Here is a 22,876-nt window from a genome sequence, read left to right as displayed (position 1 = left end):
TTTCCATGAAATAAATTAACGGAAATGCTTGCTGAGGAAACCCTCCATAATTGCATAAATGTTTAGTTGTAATATACAATATTTTAATAGGGAATTTACAATTGGAGGTGTTTTACAGATGGACAAGAACGAACGAATCGTTCCCCTCCTGCCATTAAGAGGTATTTTAGTGTATCCAACGATGGTTCTGCATCTTGATGTAGGACGTGAAAAATCCATTAAAGCACTAGAAAACGCTATGGTGGACGACAATCTGATTTTTCTTGTTACACAAAAAGATGTGAACTTGGATCAGCCTGTACAGGATGATTTATACGAAATCGGAACATTAGCGAATATAAAGCAAATGTTAAAGCTGCCAAATGGCACGATTCGGGTGCTTGTAGAAGGATTACATAGAGCAGAAATGCTTCGTTTTATGGAAGAAGAGGATGTAGTAAGTGCGGAAATTCGTATTCTAAAAGAACGAGAAGAAGCGGATTTAGAAGAAAAGGCATTGATGCGTTCATTGGTGGAACATTTTGAACAATATACGAAGTTGTCCAAAAAAGTATCCGGTGAAACATTAGCAACCGTAGTGGATGTAGAAGAGCCAGGTCGCCTTGCCGATTTGATTGCTTCACACTTACCGTTAAAAATGAAGGATAAGCAGGATATTTTAAGTGTTATTGATGTGAAGGACCGATTGAATGCTATTATTGAGTTAATTCAAGATGAAAAAGAATTATTAAATTTAGAGAAAAAAATTGGTCAGCGTGTGAAGCGTTCCATGGAACGAACACAAAAGGAATATTTTTTGCGAGAGCAAATGAAGGCGATTCAAAAAGAACTTGGTGAGCAGGAAGGAAAAGCTGGTGAAGTAGAAGAACTTCGCGGGAAAATAGAAAATGCAGGAATGCCGGAGGAAACGAAAGCCGCAGCTATCAGAGAGCTTGGTCGTTATGAAAAGCTGCCAGCCAGCTCTGCGGAAAGCGGAGTAATTCGAAACTATATTGACTGGCTCCTTTCTCTTCCATGGACAGAAGTTACAGAAGACCGATTGGATATTCGCCGGGCAGAAAAAATTTTACATGAAGACCATTTCGGGCTGGAAAAAGTAAAGGAACGTGTACTGGAATATTTAGCTGTTCAAAAGCTGACAAACTCTTTAAAAGGTCCGATTCTTTGTTTGGCAGGACCGCCCGGGGTTGGAAAAACATCGCTGGCCCGCTCTATTGCGAAATCATTGAACCGTAATTTTGTTCGTATCTCGCTTGGCGGTGTACGTGATGAATCGGAAATTCGTGGTCACCGCAGAACTTATGTTGGGGCTATGCCGGGAAGAATCATTCAAGGAATGAAAAAAGCAAAAACAATTAATCCTGTCTTTTTATTGGATGAAATCGATAAAATGTCTAGTGATTTTCGAGGAGACCCGTCTGCTGCAATGCTAGAGGTGTTAGATCCAGAACAAAATCATAACTTCAGTGATCATTATATTGAGGAACCGTATAATCTATCTAATGTAATGTTTATCGCAACGGCAAACAACCTATCTACGATTCCTGCTCCTCTTTTGGACCGTATGGAAATCATTTCGATTGCAGGGTATACAGAAGTAGAAAAGGTAAATATTGCACGAGATCATTTGTTTCCGAAGCAGCTTGAGGAGCATGGTCTTCGGAAAGGAAAGCTGCAAATACGTGACGAAGCACTACTGCAAGTGATTCGCTATTATACTCGTGAAGCAGGTGTTCGTACACTGGAGCGTCAGTTGGCCACTATTTGCCGTAAAGCAGCACGTATTCTTGTGGCAGAAGACCGAAAACGGATTGTTGTGACTGAAAAGAATATAGAGGAATTTTTAGGGAAGAAACAATTTCGCTATGGACAAGCAGAGCTTCAAGATCAAGTCGGAGTGGCTACAGGCTTAGCATATACAACAGTTGGCGGAGATACGCTTTCTATTGAAGTATCTCTTTATCCAGGAAAAGGAAAATTAATTTTAACCGGAAAACTTGGCGATGTCATGAAAGAATCTGCGCAAGCTGCTTTTAGCTACATTCGCTCTCGAGCAGAAGAATTGGATATTGACCCGAACTTTTATGAAACGAACGATATTCATATTCATGTGCCGGAAGGAGCAGTGCCGAAGGATGGTCCGTCAGCAGGTATTACAATGGCAACAGCACTTATATCAGCGCTAACAGGCAGACCAGTAAGCAAAGAGGTAGGTATGACCGGGGAAATTACGCTGCGAGGTCGAGTACTTCCAATTGGCGGATTGAAAGAAAAGTCATTAAGCGCACATCGAGCTGGGTTAAAGAAAGTAATTATACCGTTTGAGAATATTAAGGATTTAGATGATATTCCAGAAAGTGTACGAGAACAGCTCACCTTTATTCCGGTATCCCATTTGGATGAGGTATTGGAACATGCGCTAGTAGGAGTGAGGAAATGAATGTAACAAAAGCAGAAATTGTAATCAGTGCTGTGAAACCAGCACAATATCCTGAAGGCGGCTTGCCTGAAATAGCATTAGCTGGCCGCTCCAATGTGGGGAAATCTTCTTTTATCAATAAAATGTTACATCGAAAAAGCTTAGCACGTATATCTTCTAAGCCAGGTAAAACACAAACACTGAACTTTTATGTTATCAATGATGAAATGCATTTTGTGGATGTTCCTGGTTACGGATATGCAAAAGTATCTAAAAAGGAAAGAGAAGCATGGGGGAAGATGATAGAAACATATTTCACATCGAGAGAGCAGCTAAAAGCGGCGGTTCTACTTGTTGACTTGCGGCATCCTCCAACAAATGATGATGTTATGATGTATGAATTTTTAAAGCATTATGACGTTCCAGTCATTATCGTTGCAACGAAAGCTGATAAGATTCCGAAGGGAAAATGGCAAAAGCACTTGAAAGTTGTCAAAGAAACCCTCGATATCGAAAAAGAAGATACACTTGTCTTATTTTCATCAGAAACTGGGATGGGAAAAGAGGAAGCGTGGAAAGCTATTTGGCATTATATTAATCAATAATAAAAAATAACCGCACGACCAAATGGTCTCGCGGTTATTTTTTTCGAATAATAAGGTAGGTTCCAATAATAGCCAAAAGAAAGGGCCAATATGTACTGAACGCTGCAAAATCTTCTCCAAAAGAAGAAATAGAATTCATAATTTTCTTCTGAAAGATAAATACTAATGAAAGAAGAATGAGTAAGCTAGCTGTAAAGCGTTCCATGTTTGTTTTATGGTTATATATAAGCAGCACAACACCGGTGATGAAAAGAATTATGGACCAATGGGAAGGCCAAGAAGGAAAATAGGCAATGATGTGGAAATGAACACCAATACAAAACAGTAAGCCTCCAGGAAGAAGATATGCATACTCTCGCGTTGCGTAAGCTTGCAGTAAAAACGCAATTCCGATAATGCATGCGGCAGTAGGCCAATCGTACATCGTGCGAAAGAGAAGGATGTTCCAGCTTTGCAATATGAAAATAAGACCGAATCCAAGTAAAATCGTTCCTAAGAATATTTGCTGTTTTTTCATTTGTGTCAACCTCTTAAAATTTTTCCATTGCTTGATTCACGGGTGTTTTTTTGATAACGTACATAATAGAGTGTATTGTATTCCAAAAAAATTTTATTCATAGACAAATTATGATACAGTTAATATAGCACAATTATTTAAATATGTTCACATATTTGTTAGATTTAAGACTGAAAGTTTGTATTATGATAATGGGTAGGATAGGGATTGATTGATGAAGGGGGGCACGTAGAGTGCATATTGTTGTTGTTGGTGTGAATTATCGAACAGCCCCTGTTGAAATACGTGAAAAATTAACGTTTGCGGCAACAGAGTTAGAACGGGCAATGCTGCAGTTGAAGCAGCAAAAGAGCATCTTAGAGAATATTATTGTTTCTACATGTAACAGAACAGAAATCTATGCGGTTGTAGACCAATTGCATACAGGACGCTATTATATAAAAAAGTTTCTTTCAGATTGGTTTAATATAGATGTTGAACAAATTTCTCCATACTTATCGATTTATGAAAATGATGGTGCGATTGATCATTTATTTCGAGTGACATGCGGATTAGATTCTATGATTATAGGAGAAACGCAAATATTAGGGCAAATTCGTTCCAGCTTCATGCAAGCACAGCAAGTGAAGACGATTGGAACGATTTTTAATGAGCTTTTTAAACAAGCAGTGACGACAGCAAAAAAAGCTCATTCTGAAACGACAATTGGAGGAAATGCGGTATCTGTAAGCTATGCTGCAGTAGAGCTGGCAAAAAAAATATTCGGTCAGCTAAACAATTGTCATGTACTTATTTTGGGCGCAGGAAAAATGGGAGAACTGGCATTGCAAAATCTTCATGGAAGCGGTGTCGGCAAGGTAACAGTTATTAATAGAACCTTTGAGAAAGCAGAAATGATGGCACAAAAATATGCGGGACAAGCAAAGCAGATGGACGAATTGCAGTGTGCGCTGCTTGATGCGGATATTTTAATTAGCTCTACAGGTGCGGTAGATTATGTTATTACTAAAGACATGATGGCAAAGGTAGAAAAAATGCGCCGCGGGCGTCCGATGTTCTTAGTTGATATTGCAGTTCCTCGTGATTTAGATCCGAAAATCAGTGAGCTGGAAAGTATTTTTCTTTATGATATAGACGATTTACAAGGTATTGTAGAAGCTAATTTAGCAGAGCGAATGCAAGAAGCAGAAAAAATCGAAATTATGATTGAAGAGGAAATGGTTATTTTTAAAGCATGGATGAATACATTAGGTGTGGTTCCTGTGATTTCTTCTTTGCGAGAAAAAGCGCTGGCTATTCAAAGTGAAACTATGCAGAGCATTGAACGTAAAATGCCTAACTTAACAGATCGTGAACGGAAAGTCATCAGTAAGCATACAAAAAGCATTATTAATCAGCTATTGAAAGATCCAATTTTAGTAGCAAAAGAGTTAGCAGCTGAGCCGAATGCATCTGAACAGCTGCAATTGTTCATGAAAATCTTTAACATTGAGCCTTCTGTTCCAAAAACAACGGATAGAGCAAGCGAACTTAAAGAACATGAGCAACGCTTTCTTGCTTCTGCTCGACATGCGTAGCTAAAGAGGAACAAAATGCTTCAAAACAGTTTTATTTATCACATAGCCATTATTTTGTATGCATTCAGTATCAGCTTATACTTCATAGATTTTTTACAAAGTAACCAAAGGGCGAATCGGATTGCTTTTTGGTTGCTTTCCATTGTTTGGGTTCTTCAAACCATTTTTATATCCGTCCGTTACACGGAAACACATGCAAATCCTATTTTAACAATGTTGTCAGGAGTTTATTTTTATGTCTGGCTCTTGATTACGCTTTCACTTATCATTAATCGGGCTTTACGAGTTGATTTTCTAGTATTTTTTTTAAATGTTGTGGCATTCGGTGTAAGCGCATTTTCTACGTTTACTCCATTTGGACGAACTCCACCAGTATTGGCTAATCGTTTAGTGTCTGAGCTTCTGTATGTCCATGTCGGTATGGCAGTTATCTCGTATGCAGCGTTTACGGTATCGTTTATTTTTTCGATTATGTATTTATTGCAATATCGATTATTAAAGCAAAAGAAATGGAATACAAGGCTGCGAAGATTGGGAGATTTGATGAAGCTAGATACGATGTCCTACTTCACAAATGTTTTCGCTGTTCCTTTTTTTATGCTTGCTATTTTGCTTGGAAGTATATGGGCTTATGCCAAGCTTGATAGTTTTCATTGGTATGACCCGAAAGTAATAGGGTCATTTGTCGTCTTATTTGTGTATGGAACAGGCTTGTATATACGAATATCTGAGAGACTGCAAGGAAGAAATTTAGCCTATTGGAATGTTGGGGCATTCCTTGTTATGTTGATTAATATTTTCTTACTAGGCAATCTATCTTCATTTCATCTTTGGAATTTCTAAGGGAGAGAAAAAAATGCGTAAAATTATTGTAGGTTCAAGAAAAAGTAAATTAGCACTAACACAAACGAACTGGGTTATTGATCAATTAAAGCAGTTAGGCCTTCCTTATGAATTTGAAGTGAAGGAAATTGTGACAAAGGGTGACGTTATTTTAGATGTGACTCTTTCAAAGGTCGGAGGCAAAGGTTTGTTTGTAAAAGAAATTGAACAAGCTATGCTCAATAAAGAAATTGATATGGCTGTTCACAGCATGAAAGATATGCCGGCGATACTGCCGCAAGGGTTGACGATCGGTTGTATACCAAAGCGTGTAGATTCGCGGGATGTTATTATTTCGAAGGACGGAGTACCGTTTGAGCAGCTTTCAGAGGGGGCAGTCATTGGAACAAGCAGCTTACGCCGCAGTTCCCAATTGCTGGCACTGCGTCCTGATTTTGAAATGAAGTGGATTCGAGGCAATATTGATACACGCCTTGGGAAATTGAAAGATGGAGAATACGATGCTATTGTTTTAGCAGCAGCAGGCTTGAAGCGCATGGGCTGGGCAGAGGACGTCATTACAAGTTATGTGGAGCCTGAAACTTGTGTACCAGCAGTAGGACAAGGCGCATTGGCAATTGAGTGCCGCATTGATGATACGGAACTGTTGGAGGCATTGCAACTGTTTACTGACAAAGCAACAGAGAAAACTGTAGCCGCGGAGCGTGTGTTCCTTCATCAGCTAGAAGGTGGCTGCCAAGTACCGATTGCGGGGTATGCAACGTTAGGCGAGAATGATGAAATCACCTTGACAGCTCTTGTTGGTTCGAAAGACGGCTCTATTCTGTTAAAGGAAATTGTAACAGGACAAGATCCGAAGGCAGTAGGAGAAGAAGCGGCAGCTAAGCTCATTAAGCGAGGGGCAAAACAATTGGTAGAACAAGCAAAAGAGGAGCAGGGGTTAAATGACTGATTCTCCTCTTCAACATAAAGCCATTCTTATTATGAGAGCGGCGGAACAAGGGAAGGAGACGGGAGAAACAATTCGGGAATACAATGCGATTCCCTTTGTAATCCCTCTCCTTTGTATAGTTCCTTCAAAAAATGATCATGAAATTGAATGTGTTTTGAAAAGGCTTACTACATATGAGTGGGTTTTTTTTACGAGTAAAAATGCAGTGCACCATTTCTTTAAGCGTTTGCATGAATATGATATGACCTTGCCGAAAGGAATTCATATTGCTGCGGTGGGGATAAAAACAAAGCAAGCAATACAAGAATATGGCTATGAGACAATATTTACTCCTTCAAAATTTGTTGCAGAATCATTCGCGAAGGAAATCCAACCATTACTTAAGTCTGGGACAAGAGTATTGTTTCCTAAAGGGAATTTAGCACGGGACATCATCTCGCAAACGCTTCGTGAGCAAGGGATTATAGTAGACGATGTTTTAGTATATGAGACGCTGGAGAATGAAGCCGCTAAAGAAGAGCTTCTTTCTGTTTTGTCCCAAGGAATTTTGGATGTAATTACGTTTACTAGTCCGTCAACTGTACATACTTTTATGAAGATGGTGGAGGGTACAGATTGGAAAAAATGGACAAGTCATTGTAAAATTGCATGTATTGGACCTATAACAGCAAAAGCAGCACAAATGTATGAGTTATATCCTCATATGATTCCAGAAGAGTATACAATAGGCGGGCTGCTTTCTTGTATTTCAGAATATTATAGAAGTGAAGCTTCATACTAACAGTTATTATAGTAAAAAATTAACAGTATTGGAGATGGAGAGTTATGCAACATTTGCAATTCCAACGTCATCGTCGCTTGCGACAAAGTGCTAATATGAGAGCGCTCGTTCGTGAAACACATCTACATAAGGAAGATTTAATTTACCCGTTCTTTGTGGTAGAAGGAGAAAATAAACGTAATCCTATCGCTTCTATGCCAGGTGTGTATCAGCTTTCATTAGATTTATTGAATACTGATATAAAAGAGGCAGTAGACTTAGGGATCAAGTCAGTGATCGTGTTTGGCGTACCTCATGACAAAGATGAAGAGGGCTCTTCTGCTTATTGTGACCACGGTATTGTGCAGCGAGCAATTGCTCAATTAAAAGAGGAGTTTCCTGAGCTGGTTGTTATTGCTGATACATGCTTATGTCAATTTACAAGTCATGGTCATTGTGGTGTTATTGAGGAAGGGAATGTGTTAAATGATGAAACCTTAGCGCTGCTTGCCAAAACGGCAGTAAGCCAAGCGAAAGCAGGTGCAGATATCATCGCTCCTTCTAATATGATGGATGGATTTGTGGCGGCCATTCGCCATGGATTGGATGAAGCGGGATACGAACATATTCCAATTATGTCTTATGCAGTCAAATATGCGTCAGCGTTTTATGGTCCGTTTCGTGATGCAGCACACAGTTCGCCGAAATTCGGAGATCGCAAAACGTATCAAATGGATCCTGCTAATCGTTTAGAAGCAATGCGTGAAGCGGAGTCTGATATTATGGAGGGAGCTGACTTTTTGATGGTAAAGCCAGCGCTTTCCTACTTGGATATTATACGCGATGTGAAAAACAACTTCAGTGTACCGGTCGTTGCATACAATGTGAGCGGAGAATATGCTATGGTCAAAGCTGCGGCAGCGAACGGATGGATTAATGAAAAAGAAACTGTGCTTGAAAAGCTGCTAAGTATGAAACGTGCAGGAGCAGACCTGATTCTTACGTATCATGCTAAAGATGCAGCAAGATGGCTGGATGAAGGGAGCAATCGTTAAATGAAAAGCTTTGAAAAATCTATTGCGGCATTTGAAGAAGCCAAGACATTAATGCCTGGCGGTGTAAACAGCCCGGTTCGTGCGTTTAAATCTGTTGGGATGAATCCTTTATTTATGGAATACGGCAAAGGTTCAAAAATTTACGATATTGACGGCAATGAATATATCGACTATGTACTCTCTTGGGGGCCGCTTATCCATGGTCATACGAATGATAAAGTAGTAGAAGCTATAAAAAAAGTAGCTGAAAAAGGAACGAGCTTCGGTGCACCGACGGAAATTGAAAATGAACTGGCTAAGCTTGTAATTGAGCGTGTGCCCTCTATTGAAATTGTTCGTATGGTAAGTTCTGGTACAGAGGCGACTATGAGTGCTTTGCGTTTAGCCCGCGGTTATACAGGCCGTAATAAAATTGTGAAGTTTGAAGGGTGTTATCACGGTCACGGTGATTCCCTTTTAATCAAAGCCGGATCAGGAGTCGCTACACTTGGATTGCCGGATAGTCCCGGTGTTCCAGAAGGAGTAGCCCAAAATACAATTACCGTTCCGTACAATGATCTAGAAAGTTTACAAGTAGCGTTTAAGCAATATGGAGAAGATATTGCAGCAGTTATCGTTGAGCCCGTGGCTGGAAACATGGGTGTTGTTCCTCCACTCCCTGGGTTTTTAGAAGGTTTGCGTGCTATCACAACACAATATGGTGCACTTCTCATTTTTGATGAAGTTATGACCGGGTTCCGTGTTGGATACAATTGTGGACAAGGCTACTATGGTGTAACTCCTGATTTAACTTGTTTAGGAAAGGTAATCGGTGGTGGCTTGCCTGTAGGAGCATACGGTGGTAAGGCAGAGATTATGGAACAAATTGCTCCAAGCGGTCCGATTTATCAAGCAGGTACTTTATCCGGAAATCCGTTAGCTATGACAGCAGGCTATGAAACATTGACACAGCTAACACCTGAATCGTATATAGAATTTGAAAAGAAAGCAGAGCGTTTAGAGGAAGGGTTAAAAGAGGCAGCTAATAAATATAGCATTCCGCACTGCATTAATCGTGCTGGCTCTATGGTCGGTTTCTTCTTCACGAATGAAAAAGTAACAAACTATGAACAAGCAAAAACTTCAAACCTAGAATATTTTGCTTCGTACTATCGAGAAATGATTGAGCAGGGTGTATTTTTGCCGCCTTCCCAGTTTGAAGGATTGTTCTTGTCTACTGCACACAGCAGCGAGGATATTGAACGAACCATTCAAGCTGCAGAAATCGCAATGTCTAAGTTGAAATAAAACAAGCGCCTGTAAAAGGGCGCTTGTTTTAGCTTATAATGCGGATGTAACAGTAATTTTGAGACAATTATTCGAGAAAGATATATGAGTATGATACAAAATAATCTTTTCTAATTTCCGCAGCCTGCCCCCAGATTTGAAAATGTCGGTCCTCGAATCAAACAAAAACTTCTTTACCGTAAAGAACCTAAGAAGTCATTGCTGATGTCAGTTTCCTAAGTTGTCTTGCAACTTTTATTCATAAAACCTCGTCTTTGTTCATAAATCTGTAATGTCATACGAAAAAAGGTTCGTTGAGAGGAGGACTCATGCAGTGACTGCGGACAATCAAACGTCTTTACGTTTTTCTTTAAAAGAGTCTGTATGGTTTCAAAAAGGACAGGAAGTAGAGGAATTACTTTCTATTTCGTTAGATCCGTACATTGTCATACACGAGCGTGATTATGATGTAGTTGTCAAAGGGGAATTACAGCTAAGCGGTGAATATATCCCGCAAGAAGCTGAAGAAGCAGCCTTTTCGTTACGCGAGCTTTCACCAGTGAGAACAGTAGATGAGGTGAATGTGAGGGAAGATGGAGTGAATGAACTTTCCCATGCCTTTCCGCTTGAAATTTCTATCCCGAAAGCTCGTGTACAACAAGTTGATAATCTATATGTAACAATTGAATCCTTTGATTACGAAATGCCGGAAAAAGGATGTCTTCAGCTTCTAGCTGACATTGAAATTTCGGGGCTATGTCAGGAAGGTCGTGAAGAAGAAGTATATGAAGAAGAAAATCAGGAAGAGTTCTATGTTCCAGTTGAGCAAGAACGGTATGAAGAAGAATTAGAAGAAGAAGAGTTATTTGAACCATTTGAGCTTGAAATAAGAAAAGCTCCTGTAGCCGAAAAGGAAGAAAAAGCACCGCAAGATTTACATGTGAATAGAAAAGATACTTTCCCTCAAGTAGAATTATTTAGCCGTGCGCAAGAGATATTAGAGAAAGAAGCACAAACTGAGGAAGAAGAGTTTGCATACTCTGCTCGTGATGAAAATGCACTTTATTTAACGAAGTTGTTTTCAAAGGAACGAGAAGAGGATTTTACAAAACTTCGTATTTACTTTGTTCAAAATGGTGATACAGTAGAATCTATTGCAGAGCGTTACGAACTTAATGTTCAACAAATTACTCGGGTAAATCAATTGGATGATTTTCATTTAGAGGAAGGGAAAATGCTATATATTCCGGTACCGAAGTCAAAATCGAAATCGTAGCTTAAATACAGTGTGAGTGAAGCTCTTGCTTCCTCACCTGTTTTGTTTCAGACATATTTTTTCAGAAAGGAAAATGGTATGGAGACAGCAGTGAGGGAGAAATACAGCGGTCTTTTGCAAATGTATCAATTAAAGCCTGACTATTTTGAGAATTATGGCAATGTTACTAAAGTGTATACAAATCAAGGAGCGTACGCTTTAAAGAAAATCAACCATGATCGAATGAGTCGAAATCCATTTATGCGGCATATCCAGATGTTGACAGAAAAAGGGTTTACTCATTATGCTCCTATCTATCATACGCAAGACGGCCGATATGTATTATATGATGAAGAAAACAGTTATTATTTAATGCCATGGCTAGAACAAATGGACCAATCCTCTGACGAAAATGATCGTTATCATAAAATGTTTAGAACATTGGCTCTCATGCATCAAAAAACGCAGCGAGAAGAAACGATCAATGAAAAAATGATAACACAACATTATGAAGTAATTCAAAAGCGCTGGGAAGAAGAGCGGAATGGATTGGATCAGTTTTTAACAGGTTGTGAAAGCAGCTGGTATATGTCGCCGTTCGAACTACAGTTTGTGTCTCATTACCATCATGTTATGAGAGCGCATGAATTTGCCACAAAAAAAATGGAACAGTGGTATGAGGCAATGAAAGAAAAAGAAAAGACGCGAGTTTCTCTTATTCACGGTAATCTATCCAGTCAGCATTTTTTGTTTGATTATCAACGTAATGGATATTTCATCAGTTTGGAGAATTCTGGATATTCTTCACCAATTACAGATTTAGTTACTTTTTACCTACGTACCTTTCAGACCTATCCTGTTGCAAGAAATGACCGATACGAGTGGTTTCAGGAGTACGAAAAAAACTTTCCTCTTCAACAGGAAGAGAAGACGCTTATGCTTGGATATATGGCCTATCCGCAGAAATTCATCAATCAAGTTATTCGCTATAGCAATACTGAAAATGCCAGAGACGAACGAAATGAACTTTCCCATGCGAAGCTGCTGCAGCATTCAGAGTGGCTTATCAGTAATACAGAATATTTTATTACACAATTGCAGGCAGCCGAGCAGCAGGCTGAACAAAGTCAGCAGTAGAGAGAAGTTTTTATCCGTATAGCTTTTCTTACTGAAGACATAATGAAATTAATTTAATATAAATCCAAAACTTTCTGAAGCAGGAAGGAAACCGAGACAATCAGAACCCCTTAAGAGACCATTGTAAAGTTTCTGTGGGGGTTCTTTATTTTTAAGGATCTTTGAACAAAGCTTTTTTATAACGGATTGTAATGAGAACGAACGGTTAAATAAATGAATACAACCAATAATATAAAATCAAAGAAGGTGGGCAAAAGAAGGGTACGTATAGCTTGGAAAATTGTAAGTGGAATAATACAGTCACGAAGTACGTTTTGTATATTTCTCATCCAATGAGGGGTAGCAAAATTATACGGGCGACGATAGCGTTTCATAGTGTTATACCTCCCGATATTAAGTGCTATCAAGGTATGCCCAACTTTTGATTTATGTGCCTATCCTGAACTTTTTTCTTTTTTTCTGCATATAATGTAAAAAAAATGGCTAACCTTATTGACGATTCGATTTTTCTTTTTTAGACTATAGTGTATAACCTGAATACAAAAAATGCATGGACAGGGAAGAGTACAGCTTCCTGCATCTTCAGAGAGAGAAATCATTAGCTGGGAGATTTCTTAGATGGCAGAGTTGGAATGTCGCCCTTGAGCAGCTTCTTTGAACCTTTAGTAGGAGAAGTCGGTTGTAACCCGTTACAGAATTGAGAGTGTAGATGTACATAGTATGTTTGCAAAAAAAGGTGGTACCGCGAATATAACTCCATTCGTCCTTTTAGGATGATGGAGTTTTTTATTTTTTATGAAAAACAGGAGGGATAAACATGGAACATACGGAAAGAAATTTACCGACAAAATATGATCCGAAATCCGTAGAGCAAGACCGCTATCAGTGGTGGCTCGAAGGCCAATATTTTAACGCGAAAGGCGAAGCTGAAAAAGAGCCGTATACGATTGTGATTCCGCCTCCAAACGTAACAGGGAAACTTCATTTAGGTCATGCATGGGATACAACGCTGCAAGACATTTTAACACGCGTAAAGCGCATGCAGGGCTATGATGTTTTATGGCTGCCAGGTATGGATCACGCAGGAATCGCAACACAGGCTAAGGTAGAAGCAAAGCTTCGTGAAGAAGGAGTAACGCGTTATGATTTAGGGCGCGAGAAGTTTTTGGAAAAAGCATGGGAGTGGAAAGAAGAGTACGCTTCTCATATTCGTCAGCAATGGGCAAAGGTTGGACTAGGCTTAGATTATACACGTGAGCGTTTTACGCTAGATGAAGGGCTATCAGATGCAGTTCGTGAAGTATTCGTTACTCTTTATAAAAAAGGGTTGATTTATCGCGGCGAATATATTATCAACTGGGACCCTGCTACACGCACAGCGTTATCTGATATCGAAGTTATATACCAAGATGTACAAGGCGCATTTTATCATATGCGTTACCCGCTTGCTGATGGCTCTGGTTATATTGAGGTTGCAACGACTCGTCCGGAAACAATGCTGGGAGATACTGCTATTGCAGTTCATCCAGAAGATGATCGCTACAAACATTTAATCGGAAAAACGGCGGTTCTGCCGATTGTGGGACGTGAGATTCCAATTGTAGGCGATGATTATGTAGATAAGGAATTTGGCTCAGGTGCGGTGAAAATTACACCGGCGCATGATCCGAATGATTTTGAAATTGGAAACCGTCACAACTTGCCTCGCATCTTGGTAATGAACGAAGATGGTACAATGAATCAAAATGCAGGAAAGTATACTGGCATGGACCGTTTTGAGTGCCGGAAGCAAATTGTAAAAGACTTGCAAGAGCAAGGGGTTCTTATCAAAATTGAAGAGCATATGCATTCTGTTGGTCACAGTGAACGGAGCGGAGCAGTAGTAGAACCGTATTTATCTACACAGTGGTTCGTAAAAATGCAACCGCTGGCAGATAAAGCAATTGCTCTTCAGCAGCAAGAAGAGAAGGTAAATTTTGTACCAGAGCGATTTGAAAAAACGTATTTACGTTGGATGGAAAATATACGTGACTGGTGTATTTCCCGTCAGTTATGGTGGGGTCACCGTATTCCAGCTTGGTATCATAAAGAAACTGGAGAAGTATACGTTGATACCAATCCGCCGGCTGATATTGAAAATTGGAAACAAGACCCAGACGTACTGGACACTTGGTTCAGCTCAGCGTTATGGCCGTTTTCAACTTTAGGATGGCCGAATACAGATTCAGAGGATTTTAAACGTTACTACTCAACTGATGTGTTAGTAACTGGATATGATATTATTTTCTTCTGGGTATCTCGTATGATTTTCCAAGGACTTGAGTTTACAGGGCAACGCCCGTTCCAAGACGTGTTGATTCATGGTTTGGTTCGCGATGCTGAAGGCCGTAAAATGAGTAAGTCATTAGGAAACGGTGTAGATCCTATGGATGTTATTGATCAATACGGTGCAGATTCTCTGCGTTATTTCTTATCAACAGGAAGCGCACCTGGCCAAGATTTACGCTTTAGCATCGAAAAAGTGGAATCAACTTGGAATTTTATCAATAAAATTTGGAATGCATCTCGATTCGCATTAATGAACATGGATGGCATGACATATGAAGAACTGGATTTATCTGGTGAAAAATCTGTAGCGGATAAATGGATTTTGACTCGCTTAAACGAAACAATTGAAAGTGTAACAAAGAATATTGAAAAATATGAGTTCGGTGAAGTAGGCCGCGCATTGTATAACTTCATTTGGGATGACCTTTGCGACTGGTACATTGAAATGGCAAAACTTCCATTGTATGGTGAAAACGAAGCAGCGAAGCTAACCACTCGTTCTGTATTAGCATATGTTTTAGATAATACAATGAGATTGCTTCATCCGTTCATGCCATTTGTAACAGAAGAGATTTGGCAGTATCTTCCACATCAAGGAGACTCTATTACAGTTGCAAGCTGGCCTGTAGTACGTGAAGAGTTCACAGACAAGGAAGCAGCAGATGAAATGCGTTTGCTAGTAGAGATTATCCGCTCTGTTCGTAATATCCGTGCAGAAGTGAACACACCGATGAGCAAAAAAATTCAGCTTTACCTGAACGCTAAGGATAGCACAATTCTTACAAAGCTTGAAAATAACCGTTCCTACATTGAACGCTTCTGTAACCCAAGCGAGCTGGTAATTGCAATTGATGTAGCTGCACCAGAGAAATGCATGACTGCTGTTATAACAGGTGCAGAATTATTCCTGCCGCTTGAAGGCTTAATTAATCTGGATGAAGAAATCGCACGTTTAAAGAAAGAATTAGATAAATTGAATGCAGAAGTAGAACGTGTACAGAAAAAATTAAGCAATGAGGGCTTTGTGAAGAAAGCACCGGAAAAAGTAATTGAAGAAGAACGTGCTAAAGAACGCGATTATCTTGAAAAGCGCGAAACAGTGCATCAACGATTAGAAGAATTAACAAAATAATAAAAGAGAACCCGACACGTATCGTTCAAATAGCGTATAATAAGCTAGGAACAACCCCGTGCCGGGTTCTTTATTACACCATAATACTTACAATCTTAAAAGCAAGTTAAGCTTGCCAAATATTTTATACTTAAAAAGTGAGGGTTTTGGCATGGTACATACATACGAAGAAGCAGTAGAATGGATTCATAATCGTCTCCAGTTTGGGATTAAACCTGGATTAGAACGCATGCAATGGATGCTTGCACGATTGGAGAATCCAGAAAGAAGAATAAAGTGCATCCATATTGCTGGAACAAACGGAAAAGGATCTACAGTAACATATATCCGTTCTATTTTGCAAAAAGCAGATTATACGATAGGGACGTTCACCTCTCCTTATATCGAATCATTTAATGAAAGAATCAGCATCAACAGCATCCCGATTTCAGATGAGGAGATCATTCAGCTTGTAAGTGTGGTAAAACCGATTACAGAGGAGCTGGATGAAACGGATTTGGGTGCAGCAACTGAGTTTGAAGTCATTACGGTAATGGCTCTATATTATTTTGGAAAAATGAATGCGGTAGACCTTGTGTTATTTGAAGCAGGGCTTGGCGGAAGATTGGACTCAACAAATGTCATTCATCCAGTTCTGACGATTATCACAACTATCGGATTTGATCATATGCGAATTTTAGGAGAAACCCTTGGAGAAATTGCGGGAGAAAAAGCAGGGATTATTAAATCGGGTGTTCCCCTTGTTACAGGGGTGAAACAGTTTGAAGCGTTGCAGGTAATTAAAGAACAAGCAGAGAGAAAAAGGGCGAAAGTATACGAATTAGACCGGGACTTTTCAGTAGAGGACATTAAATCTGTTAAAACCGGGGAAAGCTTTTCATTTCAATGTCCGTTTGGTGTATATAAGAATTTGAGTATCTCCATGAAAGGTGTTCATCAAGTTCAAAATGCATCAGTAGCAGTAATGGCCGTTAAATATTTGCAAACATATTTATCTTTTTTAATAGAAGAGCAGCATATAAGAAGCGGATTGCAGGAGGCATTTTGGCTTGGACGATTCGAACAGGTTGCAGAGAACCCGTCTATTATTATAGACGGTGCTCATAATCCGGAAGGGATAGACAGTTTAGTTCAGACAATCCGAGCTCATTACAGTACGAGCAGGATAACCATTATATTTTCAGCTCTTTCTGACAAACCTATTGAAATCATGGTGGGTAAACTTGAGGAGATAGCAAGCAAAATGATATTTACAACGTTTGACTTTCCGCGAGCAGTTTCGGCAAAAATGCTATCTACCTATGGTCAATTAGAGAATAAGGAAGTATTTGAGGATTGGAAAGAAGGAATTGTTGAAACGATAGATAATTTAGGAGAAAATGAAACTCTCATCATTACAGGATCTCTTTACTTCATATCCGAAGTACGCAAATTCATATTAAGTGAAAAAAAGTAGACATGCTATGCTGTCTGCTTTTTTTTTGCGGAAATATAGGGAGGATGGAGTTCTAGGAGAAGGAAGGAATGAATACATATAGTACAAACTTTAGAAAGAATCATTGGGAATGATAAAGGAAATTGACGAAAACCTTATAAAGTGCGATGACAAATATCTTGTTATTTTTTTCCTTATATGTGCTACGATGCTACCAATGAATTGAACGGAATACAGTAAAGGAGCTGAGCATATGGACAAGCATTCAAGGAAAATATCTGTCAAGCTGAACGGAGTAGAAAAGAATTTTTCAGAAGACGTAAACAAAGAGGAAGAGGAAAATCAGAGAGCTGTTAAGACAGCCGATTTTGAATGGGTACTGCCTGTAGCAGAGAAGAAATATAGTAATGTGGTTCCGTTCTATCATAAAAATGAACATGAAAAATCATCTCCTCGTCTCATCCATCAAAAAGAGAGAGGTGCAGGCAAGAAAATAACGGCTATTATTTTAGCTGCTTCTCTTCTTGGTACCGGGTTTGGGTTTATTGTATTACATGTAATCGGAGGAAATGAAAGAACAGCCTCTCAAATCTCTTCCCAAAATTCTGTAAAGGAGATAAAACAATCAGCAGCGGTTCCGGCAACAGAATCCTCTAAGTCAGGTTCCGTTCGAACCATTGAACCGTTTTCTCTCCGTATAATTCAAGGCGGGGCATTTACGACAATGGAGAAGGCTGATCAATCGTTACAAGAAATCAAGCAGCAAGGGCTACCGGCAACAATCATGAAGACGGGAGATAAGATGCTGGTTTTAATAGGGATTTTCAATGAAAAAGAAACGGCTAAAGCTATAGAACTCACTTATAAAAAGAAGGGCATAAGCATTTGGGAGAAAAACATGACTACAACGGGTGGACCAGTTCGTAAGGAGTATGAGAAGCAAGCGGAAACAATTGCTGCAGGAAATAGTTTTCTTACACATATGATTGAAGCTGCTTCCATTCTTTATTCGGGTGGAAAGATAAGTCAACAAAAATGGGACGAGTTTCAAAATGAATTTAAGAGTCTTTCGAGCCAAAGTAAGGAAATCAAGCAAGGAGAAATTAAAAAATTTTTAGGGTACAGTACGTTGTCCTATAATGCTTTAGCAGCATACAAACAATCGAAAAGTGAAGCTGATTTTTTAGAATTGCAGCAGTTCTTGCTTGATGGTTTTGCTGCATATGAAGAAGTCGCATCTAAAATACTGGAGCACTAAAAAGCATTGCTTTTTTTGTTTTAGCTATAAGAGAGAAGGTTCACTTTGTACTAATTTTGAGAGAGCCGCTTTGTCCATATAGTTTGTATACAGGTGCTCCTAGTAAGAATAGGTTTATTTTTCTTTGTTAGAGTAGTTTATGTGCCGGGTTTAGCTGTATTTAAACCTTATAAAAACATATTGAAAATCATATTTTGTAAATTTGTTAGCTTTGTTTACTTTTGATAGGATATTTGTGTATCTTCCTGTTAAAACGAAAAAAGAAAGGTGATAACATGCAACGTCTTATCCTAGCTTCAGGCTCACCGCGTCGTAAGGAACTTCTCGAAAATCTTCGTCTGTCCTTTGAGGTTTATGTAAGTGAAGTAGAAGAAATCATTGATGAACATGCTCCCCCGCATGAAACGGTCATGTCACTCGCCCTGCAAAAAGCATCGGATGTAGGTCGCCGTTTTCCTCATGATATAGTTCTTGGAGCTGATACAATTGTGACATACGGTACTCATGTTTTAGGAAAGCCTAAAAACACCGAAGAAGCGCAAGCGATGCTACGAATGTTGTCCGGTCAAACTCATGAAGTGTACACAGGAGTTGCTATTATTTCTCCGCTGCAAACTATAACATTTTTTGAACGGACAGAGGTTACATTTTGGGAGCTGTTAGAACATGAAATCCAAACTTATATCGAAAGCAAAGAGCCGTTTGACAAGGCGGGAGCTTATGGCATCCAAGGCTTCGGGGCTTCACTTGTGAAACGAATTGTTGGGGATTATTATTCTGTTGTAGGGCTGCCTGTAGCTAGAACCATTCGGGAACTAAGGAAGTTCGGCTTTTAAGAGAAAGGAGAAAAAGAAAGTGACCACTCATTCATTTCTTATTCGAGACGTTCCGAAGGATGATCGTCCTAGAGAACGTCTGCTTACTGAAGGAGCAGGCAGTTTATCTAATGTAGAATTATTAGCGATTTTATTGAGAACCGGTTCAAAAAATGAATCGGTTCTTACATTAGCAAATCGTATTTTACATCATTTTGACGGATTACGGCTGTTAAAAGATGCCGCAGTAGAAGAAATTACAGACTTGCCAGGAGTAGGAGAAGCCAAAGCAGCACAGCTTCTTGCGGCCTTTGAGCTTGGGAGAAGAATGGTTCGTCTTCAATATGATCAAAGATACAGCATTCGTAACCCAGAAGACTGTGCCAAATATATGATGGAAGAAATGCGATTTTTAACACAAGAGCATTTTATTTGTCTATATTTAAATACAAAAAATCAAATTATTCATCGGCAAACTGTATTTATAGGGAGCTTAAACGCTTCTATAGTACACCCTCGCGAAGTCTTCAAGGAGGCATGCCGCCGCTCTGCTGCTTCTATTATTTGTCTGCATAATCACCCCTCGGGAGATCCCTCTCCAAGCCCTGAAGATATTGAGGTTACAAGGCGTTTAGTTGAATGCGGTAAAATGATGGGCATTGAGCTGCTTGACCACATTATTATTGGAGAGCATAAATTTGTCAGTTTAAAGGAAAAAGGATATATTCATTGAACGCCTAGGAGAGAAGATTCATTTTTCCCTATCATTTCTATGGTTTTAAACTAGCTGTATTTGTCTGCATATAATTTTTTTTGACCTAGTGAGTAACAAGTCATAAAATAAAAATTGGCTTTAGCTCGCGAGTAATTTTTATATGGGAATATTTTCAAAATAGATTAAAAAGTGCTGTATTTTATACTATCTATTTTTTTTGTTTTGTTTTATAATGTGGTTTATGAGTTTTTTGTAGGGTTTAGCTAACAATAAGAAATGTTGAAATATGAAACGTTTAGTTTTTGAATAAAATGAAAAGTATTTTCGTTTTAGAAAGGAAGATACACGTATGTTTGGAATTGGCGGTTTTACACGTGACCTGGGAATAGATTTAGGAACAGCAAATACTTTAGTTTATGTAAAAGGAAAGGGAGTTGTAGTGCGTGAACCTTCGGTTGTAGCACTGCAAACAGATACAAAAAATATCGTTGCTGTAGGAAACGATGCGAAACAGATGATCGGTCGTACTCCCGGAAATGTTGTAGCATTACGCCCTATGAAGGATGGCGTTATTGCTGACTATGAAACAACAGCTACTATGATGAAGTATTATATTAAGCAAGCACAAAAATCAAATGGCTTTTTCTCCCGTAAACCATATGTAATGGTATGTGTGCCATCGGGAATTACTGCAGTAGAAAAACGTGCTGTAATTGATGCGACACGTCAGGCTGGAGCACGTGATGCTTATCCGATTGAAGAGCCATTTGCGGCGGCGATTGGTGCAAATTTACCTGTATGGGAGCCGACAGGAAGCATGGTTGTAGACATTGGCGGCGGGACAACTGAAGTAGCGATTATCTCATTGGGAGGTATCGTGACAAGTCAATCTATTCGCGTAGCCGGCGATGAAATGGACGAGTCTATCATCCAATATATTAAAAAGAATTACAACCTTATGATTGGGGAACGTACAGCGGAAGCGTTAAAACTTGAAGTTGGATCTGCTGGTTCTGCAGAAGGCATCGAGCCGATGGAAATTAGAGGACGAGACTTAATTACAGGTCTTCCAAAAACAGTTTTAATAAGACCAGAAGAAATTGCAGAAGCTTTAAAAGATACAGTAGACGCTATCATCGAATCTGTTAAGAATACATTGGAAAAAACTCCTCCTGAGTTGGCTGCGGATATTATGGATCGAGGAATAGTATTAACTGGCGGTGGTGCTCTGCTTCGTAATTTAGATGTGGTGATCAGTGAAGAAACGAAAATGCCTGTTTTTGTAGCGGAAAATCCATTGGATTGTGTAGCGATTGGAACAGGAAAGGCACTGGACAACATTGATTTATTTAAAACAAAATTAAGTTAAGCTAAGAGGGTGTAAGTGTGCCACAATTTTTTTTAAACAAAAGATTAATTGTATTATTAGTGAGTATCATTCTTTTGGTGGCATTAATAGGGATTTCCTTGAAAGATCGTCAAAAGCTGACTTGGCCTGAGCAGTTTGTAAAGGACTCTATTGGATCTGTACAATCATTGTTTGAAAAACCCGCACAATATGTCGCGGGTTTCTTTCAAGATATAGAGGATATTAAGAGTACATATAAGGAAAACAAGGTGCTAAAAACAAGGCTAGATGAGTATGTGGAACTTTCTGTAAAAGTAAAAGACTTAGAAAAAGAAAATCAGGAATTACGAGAGATTTTGGACAAGAAAGAGTCTATGCGGGATTTTAAGCCCATACAGGCAACCGTGATTGAACGAAATCCAGATAAGTGGGAAGATGTCATATCGATCGATAGAGGGGCACAGCAGGGGATTGAAAAAGATATGGCTGTTATTACAGCAAAGGGGTTAATTGGAAAAGTGAAAAATGTTTCTCAGTTTACCTCTACTGTTGAATTACTCAGCTCTGCCAGCCGTACAAATCGTATTTCTGCAGTGGTGCAAGGAGATACGAGAATTTTCGGATTAATCGAGGGTTACGACAAAGAAAAACAAGCGCTGTTGTTTACCAAAATACCATCTGATGTAAAAGTTGAGAAGAAACAAATTGTTGTTACATCTGGTTTAGGTGGTGTTTTTCCGGACAATCTTGTCATTGGTAAGGTAATAGAAGTAACACCGGATGATTACGGATTAACACAAACGGCATATGTAAAACCTGCTGCAGATTTTAACGACATTAGTCATGTTATGGCCGTAAACCGTATTATACCGAAAGTCAGCAAAACACCGTAAAAGTGAGGAGGAATTGAATATGAAGCGCATTATTCTTCCGCTCTTTTTGTTTTTGACTTTTATAAGTGAAAATATATTTGTATCTGTTTTTCCGTATCGGCCGTTTGGAACAGATTCAATTGTTGTCCCTCATTTTCTTATCATTGTCTTACTTTTCATTGCGGTCTATTATAATCCGACACATGCTATTTATTATGCTTTGGTCTTCGGTTTTTTGTTTGATATCGTCTATACAGAGCTCATTGGAGTATATTTGTTTGCTTACCCAATTTTGACGTTCTTTGCCTATAATGCTATGAGAGTACTTCAGGTTAACTTGATTATTGTCTTCACGCTCATTTTACTAACCATTACTGCATTGGAGTATTATGTATATGGGTTTTTAATGTTGCTGAAGCGTACAGATATGCCGGCAGCTATGTTCTTTGTAGATCGGCTGCTGCCTACGCTAATAGTCAATGCCATTTTTTTACTTATTATTTGTTTTCCTCTCAGAAAGCAAATGTTACGTTTAAAGGAGGCAAGAGACGAAAAATAAAAGAGGAATTCCCTGTTTTATGTCGAAT

Annotated in this window: 20 protein-coding genes and 1 other annotated feature; of the genes, 18 read left to right on the top strand and 2 right to left on the bottom strand. The window is 39.1% G+C overall.

The genetic code is table 11. The features are described from left to right. Positions 1-118 precede the first annotated feature (118 nt). Together lon and yihA are read left to right on the top strand one after the other, a co-directional pair. Complete coding sequence (gene lon / locus J7Q84_RS12510; RefSeq protein WP_209094904.1) at positions 119-2,440, top strand: endopeptidase La; 2,322 nt, start codon at positions 119-121, stop codon at positions 2,438-2,440. Then, complete coding sequence (gene yihA / locus J7Q84_RS12505; protein WP_209094903.1) at positions 2,437-3,024, top strand: ribosome biogenesis GTP-binding protein YihA/YsxC; 588 nt, start codon at positions 2,437-2,439, stop codon at positions 3,022-3,024. Before lon ends, yihA begins: the two co-directional genes overlap by 4 nt. 34 nt (positions 3,025-3,058) lie before the next feature. On the opposite strand, the gene J7Q84_RS12500 is transcribed toward yihA, so the two are convergent. After that, on the bottom strand, positions 3,059-3,541 hold the full coding sequence (locus J7Q84_RS12500; RefSeq protein WP_209094902.1) for a hypothetical protein: 483 nt from the start codon (positions 3,539-3,541) through the stop codon (positions 3,059-3,061). A 233-nt stretch (positions 3,542-3,774) separates the two neighbouring features. Between J7Q84_RS12500 and hemA the strand changes: the two genes are divergently transcribed. The 8 genes from hemA (at position 3,775) to ysxE (ending at position 12,386) form a co-directional block, all read left to right on the top strand. Further along, complete coding sequence (gene hemA, locus J7Q84_RS12495; RefSeq protein ID WP_209094901.1) at positions 3,775-5,118, top strand: glutamyl-tRNA reductase; 1,344 nt, start codon at positions 3,775-3,777, stop codon at positions 5,116-5,118. Between the two features lie 15 nt (positions 5,119-5,133). Continuing rightward, complete coding sequence (locus tag J7Q84_RS12490; protein ID WP_209094900.1) at positions 5,134-5,961, top strand: cytochrome C assembly family protein; 828 nt, start codon at positions 5,134-5,136, stop codon at positions 5,959-5,961. Positions 5,962-5,974: 13 nt separating this feature from the next. Further along, complete coding sequence (hemC, locus tag J7Q84_RS12485) at positions 5,975-6,913, top strand: hydroxymethylbilane synthase (protein WP_209094899.1); 939 nt, start codon at positions 5,975-5,977, stop codon at positions 6,911-6,913. Further along, positions 6,906-7,694 (top strand): uroporphyrinogen-III synthase, encoded by a 789-nt coding sequence (locus J7Q84_RS12480; protein ID WP_209094898.1) that lies wholly within the window; start codon positions 6,906-6,908, stop codon positions 7,692-7,694. The genes hemC and J7Q84_RS12480 overlap by 8 nt, the downstream gene beginning before the upstream one ends. Before the next feature lie 44 nt (positions 7,695-7,738). Next, entirely contained in the window at positions 7,739-8,728 is a 990-nt protein-coding gene (gene hemB, locus J7Q84_RS12475) for a porphobilinogen synthase (protein WP_209094897.1), read from the top strand. After that, a complete protein-coding gene (gene hemL, locus J7Q84_RS12470) occupies positions 8,729-10,015 on the top strand; it encodes a glutamate-1-semialdehyde 2,1-aminomutase (RefSeq protein WP_209094896.1) in 1,287 nt (428 codons plus the stop codon). Between the two features lie 313 nt (positions 10,016-10,328). Beyond that, entirely contained in the window at positions 10,329-11,270 is a 942-nt protein-coding gene (gene spoVID, locus J7Q84_RS12465) for a stage VI sporulation protein D (RefSeq protein ID WP_348519852.1), read from the top strand. 78 nt (positions 11,271-11,348) lie between these two features. After that, complete coding sequence (gene ysxE, locus J7Q84_RS12460; RefSeq protein ID WP_209094894.1) at positions 11,349-12,386, top strand: spore coat protein YsxE; 1,038 nt, start codon at positions 11,349-11,351, stop codon at positions 12,384-12,386. 176 nt (positions 12,387-12,562) lie between these two features. Here the strand turns inward: ysxE and J7Q84_RS12455 are convergent, their stop codons facing one another. Next, complete coding sequence (locus J7Q84_RS12455) at positions 12,563-12,760, bottom strand: hypothetical protein (RefSeq protein WP_209094893.1); 198 nt, start codon at positions 12,758-12,760, stop codon at positions 12,563-12,565. A 168-nt stretch (positions 12,761-12,928) separates the two neighbouring features. Further along, positions 12,929-13,157 (top strand) — a binding site (T-box leader). A 46-nt stretch (positions 13,158-13,203) separates the two neighbouring features. Here J7Q84_RS12455 and J7Q84_RS12450 point away from each other — a divergent pair. From J7Q84_RS12450 to mreD, 8 genes are all read left to right on the top strand, one after another. Continuing rightward, positions 13,204-15,846, top strand: a complete 2,643-nt coding sequence (locus tag J7Q84_RS12450; protein ID WP_209094892.1) for a valine--tRNA ligase — start codon at positions 13,204-13,206, stop codon at positions 15,844-15,846. A gap of 151 nt (positions 15,847-15,997) precedes the next feature. After that, positions 15,998-17,302, top strand: a complete 1,305-nt coding sequence (locus tag J7Q84_RS12445) for a bifunctional folylpolyglutamate synthase/dihydrofolate synthase (protein ID WP_209094891.1) — start codon at positions 15,998-16,000, stop codon at positions 17,300-17,302. Between the two features lie 232 nt (positions 17,303-17,534). Beyond that, complete coding sequence (locus J7Q84_RS12440) at positions 17,535-18,539, top strand: SPOR domain-containing protein (RefSeq protein ID WP_209094890.1); 1,005 nt, start codon at positions 17,535-17,537, stop codon at positions 18,537-18,539. A gap of 275 nt (positions 18,540-18,814) precedes the next feature. Beyond that, positions 18,815-19,375, top strand: a complete 561-nt coding sequence (locus J7Q84_RS12435) for a Maf family protein (RefSeq protein ID WP_209094889.1) — start codon at positions 18,815-18,817, stop codon at positions 19,373-19,375. 40 nt (positions 19,376-19,415) lie between these two features. Then, the gene (gene radC, locus J7Q84_RS12430; protein WP_481747551.1) at positions 19,416-20,087 is read left to right on the top strand and encodes a RadC family protein; all 672 of its coding nucleotides are present in this window, start codon (positions 19,416-19,418) and stop codon (positions 20,085-20,087) included. A gap of 331 nt (positions 20,088-20,418) precedes the next feature. After that, positions 20,419-21,438, top strand: coding sequence for a rod shape-determining protein (locus tag J7Q84_RS12425; RefSeq protein WP_209094887.1), 1,020 nt, complete (start codon positions 20,419-20,421; stop codon positions 21,436-21,438). Between the two features lie 17 nt (positions 21,439-21,455). After that, a complete protein-coding gene (mreC, locus tag J7Q84_RS12420; RefSeq protein WP_209094886.1) occupies positions 21,456-22,310 on the top strand; it encodes a rod shape-determining protein MreC in 855 nt (284 codons plus the stop codon). Between the two features lie 19 nt (positions 22,311-22,329). Continuing rightward, positions 22,330-22,848 carry a rod shape-determining protein MreD gene (mreD, locus tag J7Q84_RS12415; RefSeq protein WP_209094885.1) on the top strand — a complete coding sequence of 173 codons (519 nt, stop codon included), beginning with the start codon at positions 22,330-22,332 and terminating at the stop codon, positions 22,846-22,848. Positions 22,849-22,876: the final 28 nt, after the last annotated feature.

It is taken from the genome of Bacillus sp. 165 (assembly GCF_017742235.1).
Taxonomy (GTDB): domain Bacteria; phylum Bacillota; class Bacilli; order Bacillales; family Bacillaceae_G; genus JAGHKQ01.
This window is presented reverse-complemented; position numbering and strand designations above follow the sequence as displayed.

Bases quoted from the DNA above. Each gene is read 5' to 3' on its own strand.
- yihA (WP_209094903.1), top strand. From the start codon at position 2,437: ATGAATGTAACAAAAGCAGAAATTGTAATCAGTGCTGTGAAACCAGCA.
- J7Q84_RS12435 (WP_209094889.1), top strand. From the start codon at position 18,815: ATGCAACGTCTTATCCTAGCTTCAGGCTCACCGCGTCGTAAGGAACTT.
- hemC (WP_209094899.1), top strand. From the start codon at position 5,975: ATGCGTAAAATTATTGTAGGTTCAAGAAAAAGTAAATTAGCACTAACA.
- lon (WP_209094904.1), top strand. From the start codon at position 119: ATGGACAAGAACGAACGAATCGTTCCCCTCCTGCCATTAAGAGGTATT.
- J7Q84_RS12425 (WP_209094887.1), top strand. From the start codon at position 20,419: ATGTTTGGAATTGGCGGTTTTACACGTGACCTGGGAATAGATTTAGGA.
- mreD (WP_209094885.1), top strand. From the start codon at position 22,330: ATGAAGCGCATTATTCTTCCGCTCTTTTTGTTTTTGACTTTTATAAGT.
- J7Q84_RS12450 (WP_209094892.1), top strand. From the start codon at position 13,204: ATGGAACATACGGAAAGAAATTTACCGACAAAATATGATCCGAAATCC.
- ysxE (WP_209094894.1), top strand. From the start codon at position 11,349: ATGGAGACAGCAGTGAGGGAGAAATACAGCGGTCTTTTGCAAATGTAT.
- J7Q84_RS12455 (WP_209094893.1), bottom strand. From the start codon at position 12,760: ATGAAACGCTATCGTCGCCCGTATAATTTTGCTACCCCTCATTGGATG.
- J7Q84_RS12490 (WP_209094900.1), top strand. From the start codon at position 5,134: ATGCTTCAAAACAGTTTTATTTATCACATAGCCATTATTTTGTATGCA.
- J7Q84_RS12500 (WP_209094902.1), bottom strand. From the start codon at position 3,541: ATGAAAAAACAGCAAATATTCTTAGGAACGATTTTACTTGGATTCGGT.
- J7Q84_RS12440 (WP_209094890.1), top strand. From the start codon at position 17,535: ATGGACAAGCATTCAAGGAAAATATCTGTCAAGCTGAACGGAGTAGAA.
- hemB (WP_209094897.1), top strand. From the start codon at position 7,739: ATGCAACATTTGCAATTCCAACGTCATCGTCGCTTGCGACAAAGTGCT.
- J7Q84_RS12445 (WP_209094891.1), top strand. From the start codon at position 15,998: ATGGTACATACATACGAAGAAGCAGTAGAATGGATTCATAATCGTCTC.
- J7Q84_RS12480 (WP_209094898.1), top strand. From the start codon at position 6,906: ATGACTGATTCTCCTCTTCAACATAAAGCCATTCTTATTATGAGAGCG.
- hemL (WP_209094896.1), top strand. From the start codon at position 8,729: ATGAAAAGCTTTGAAAAATCTATTGCGGCATTTGAAGAAGCCAAGACA.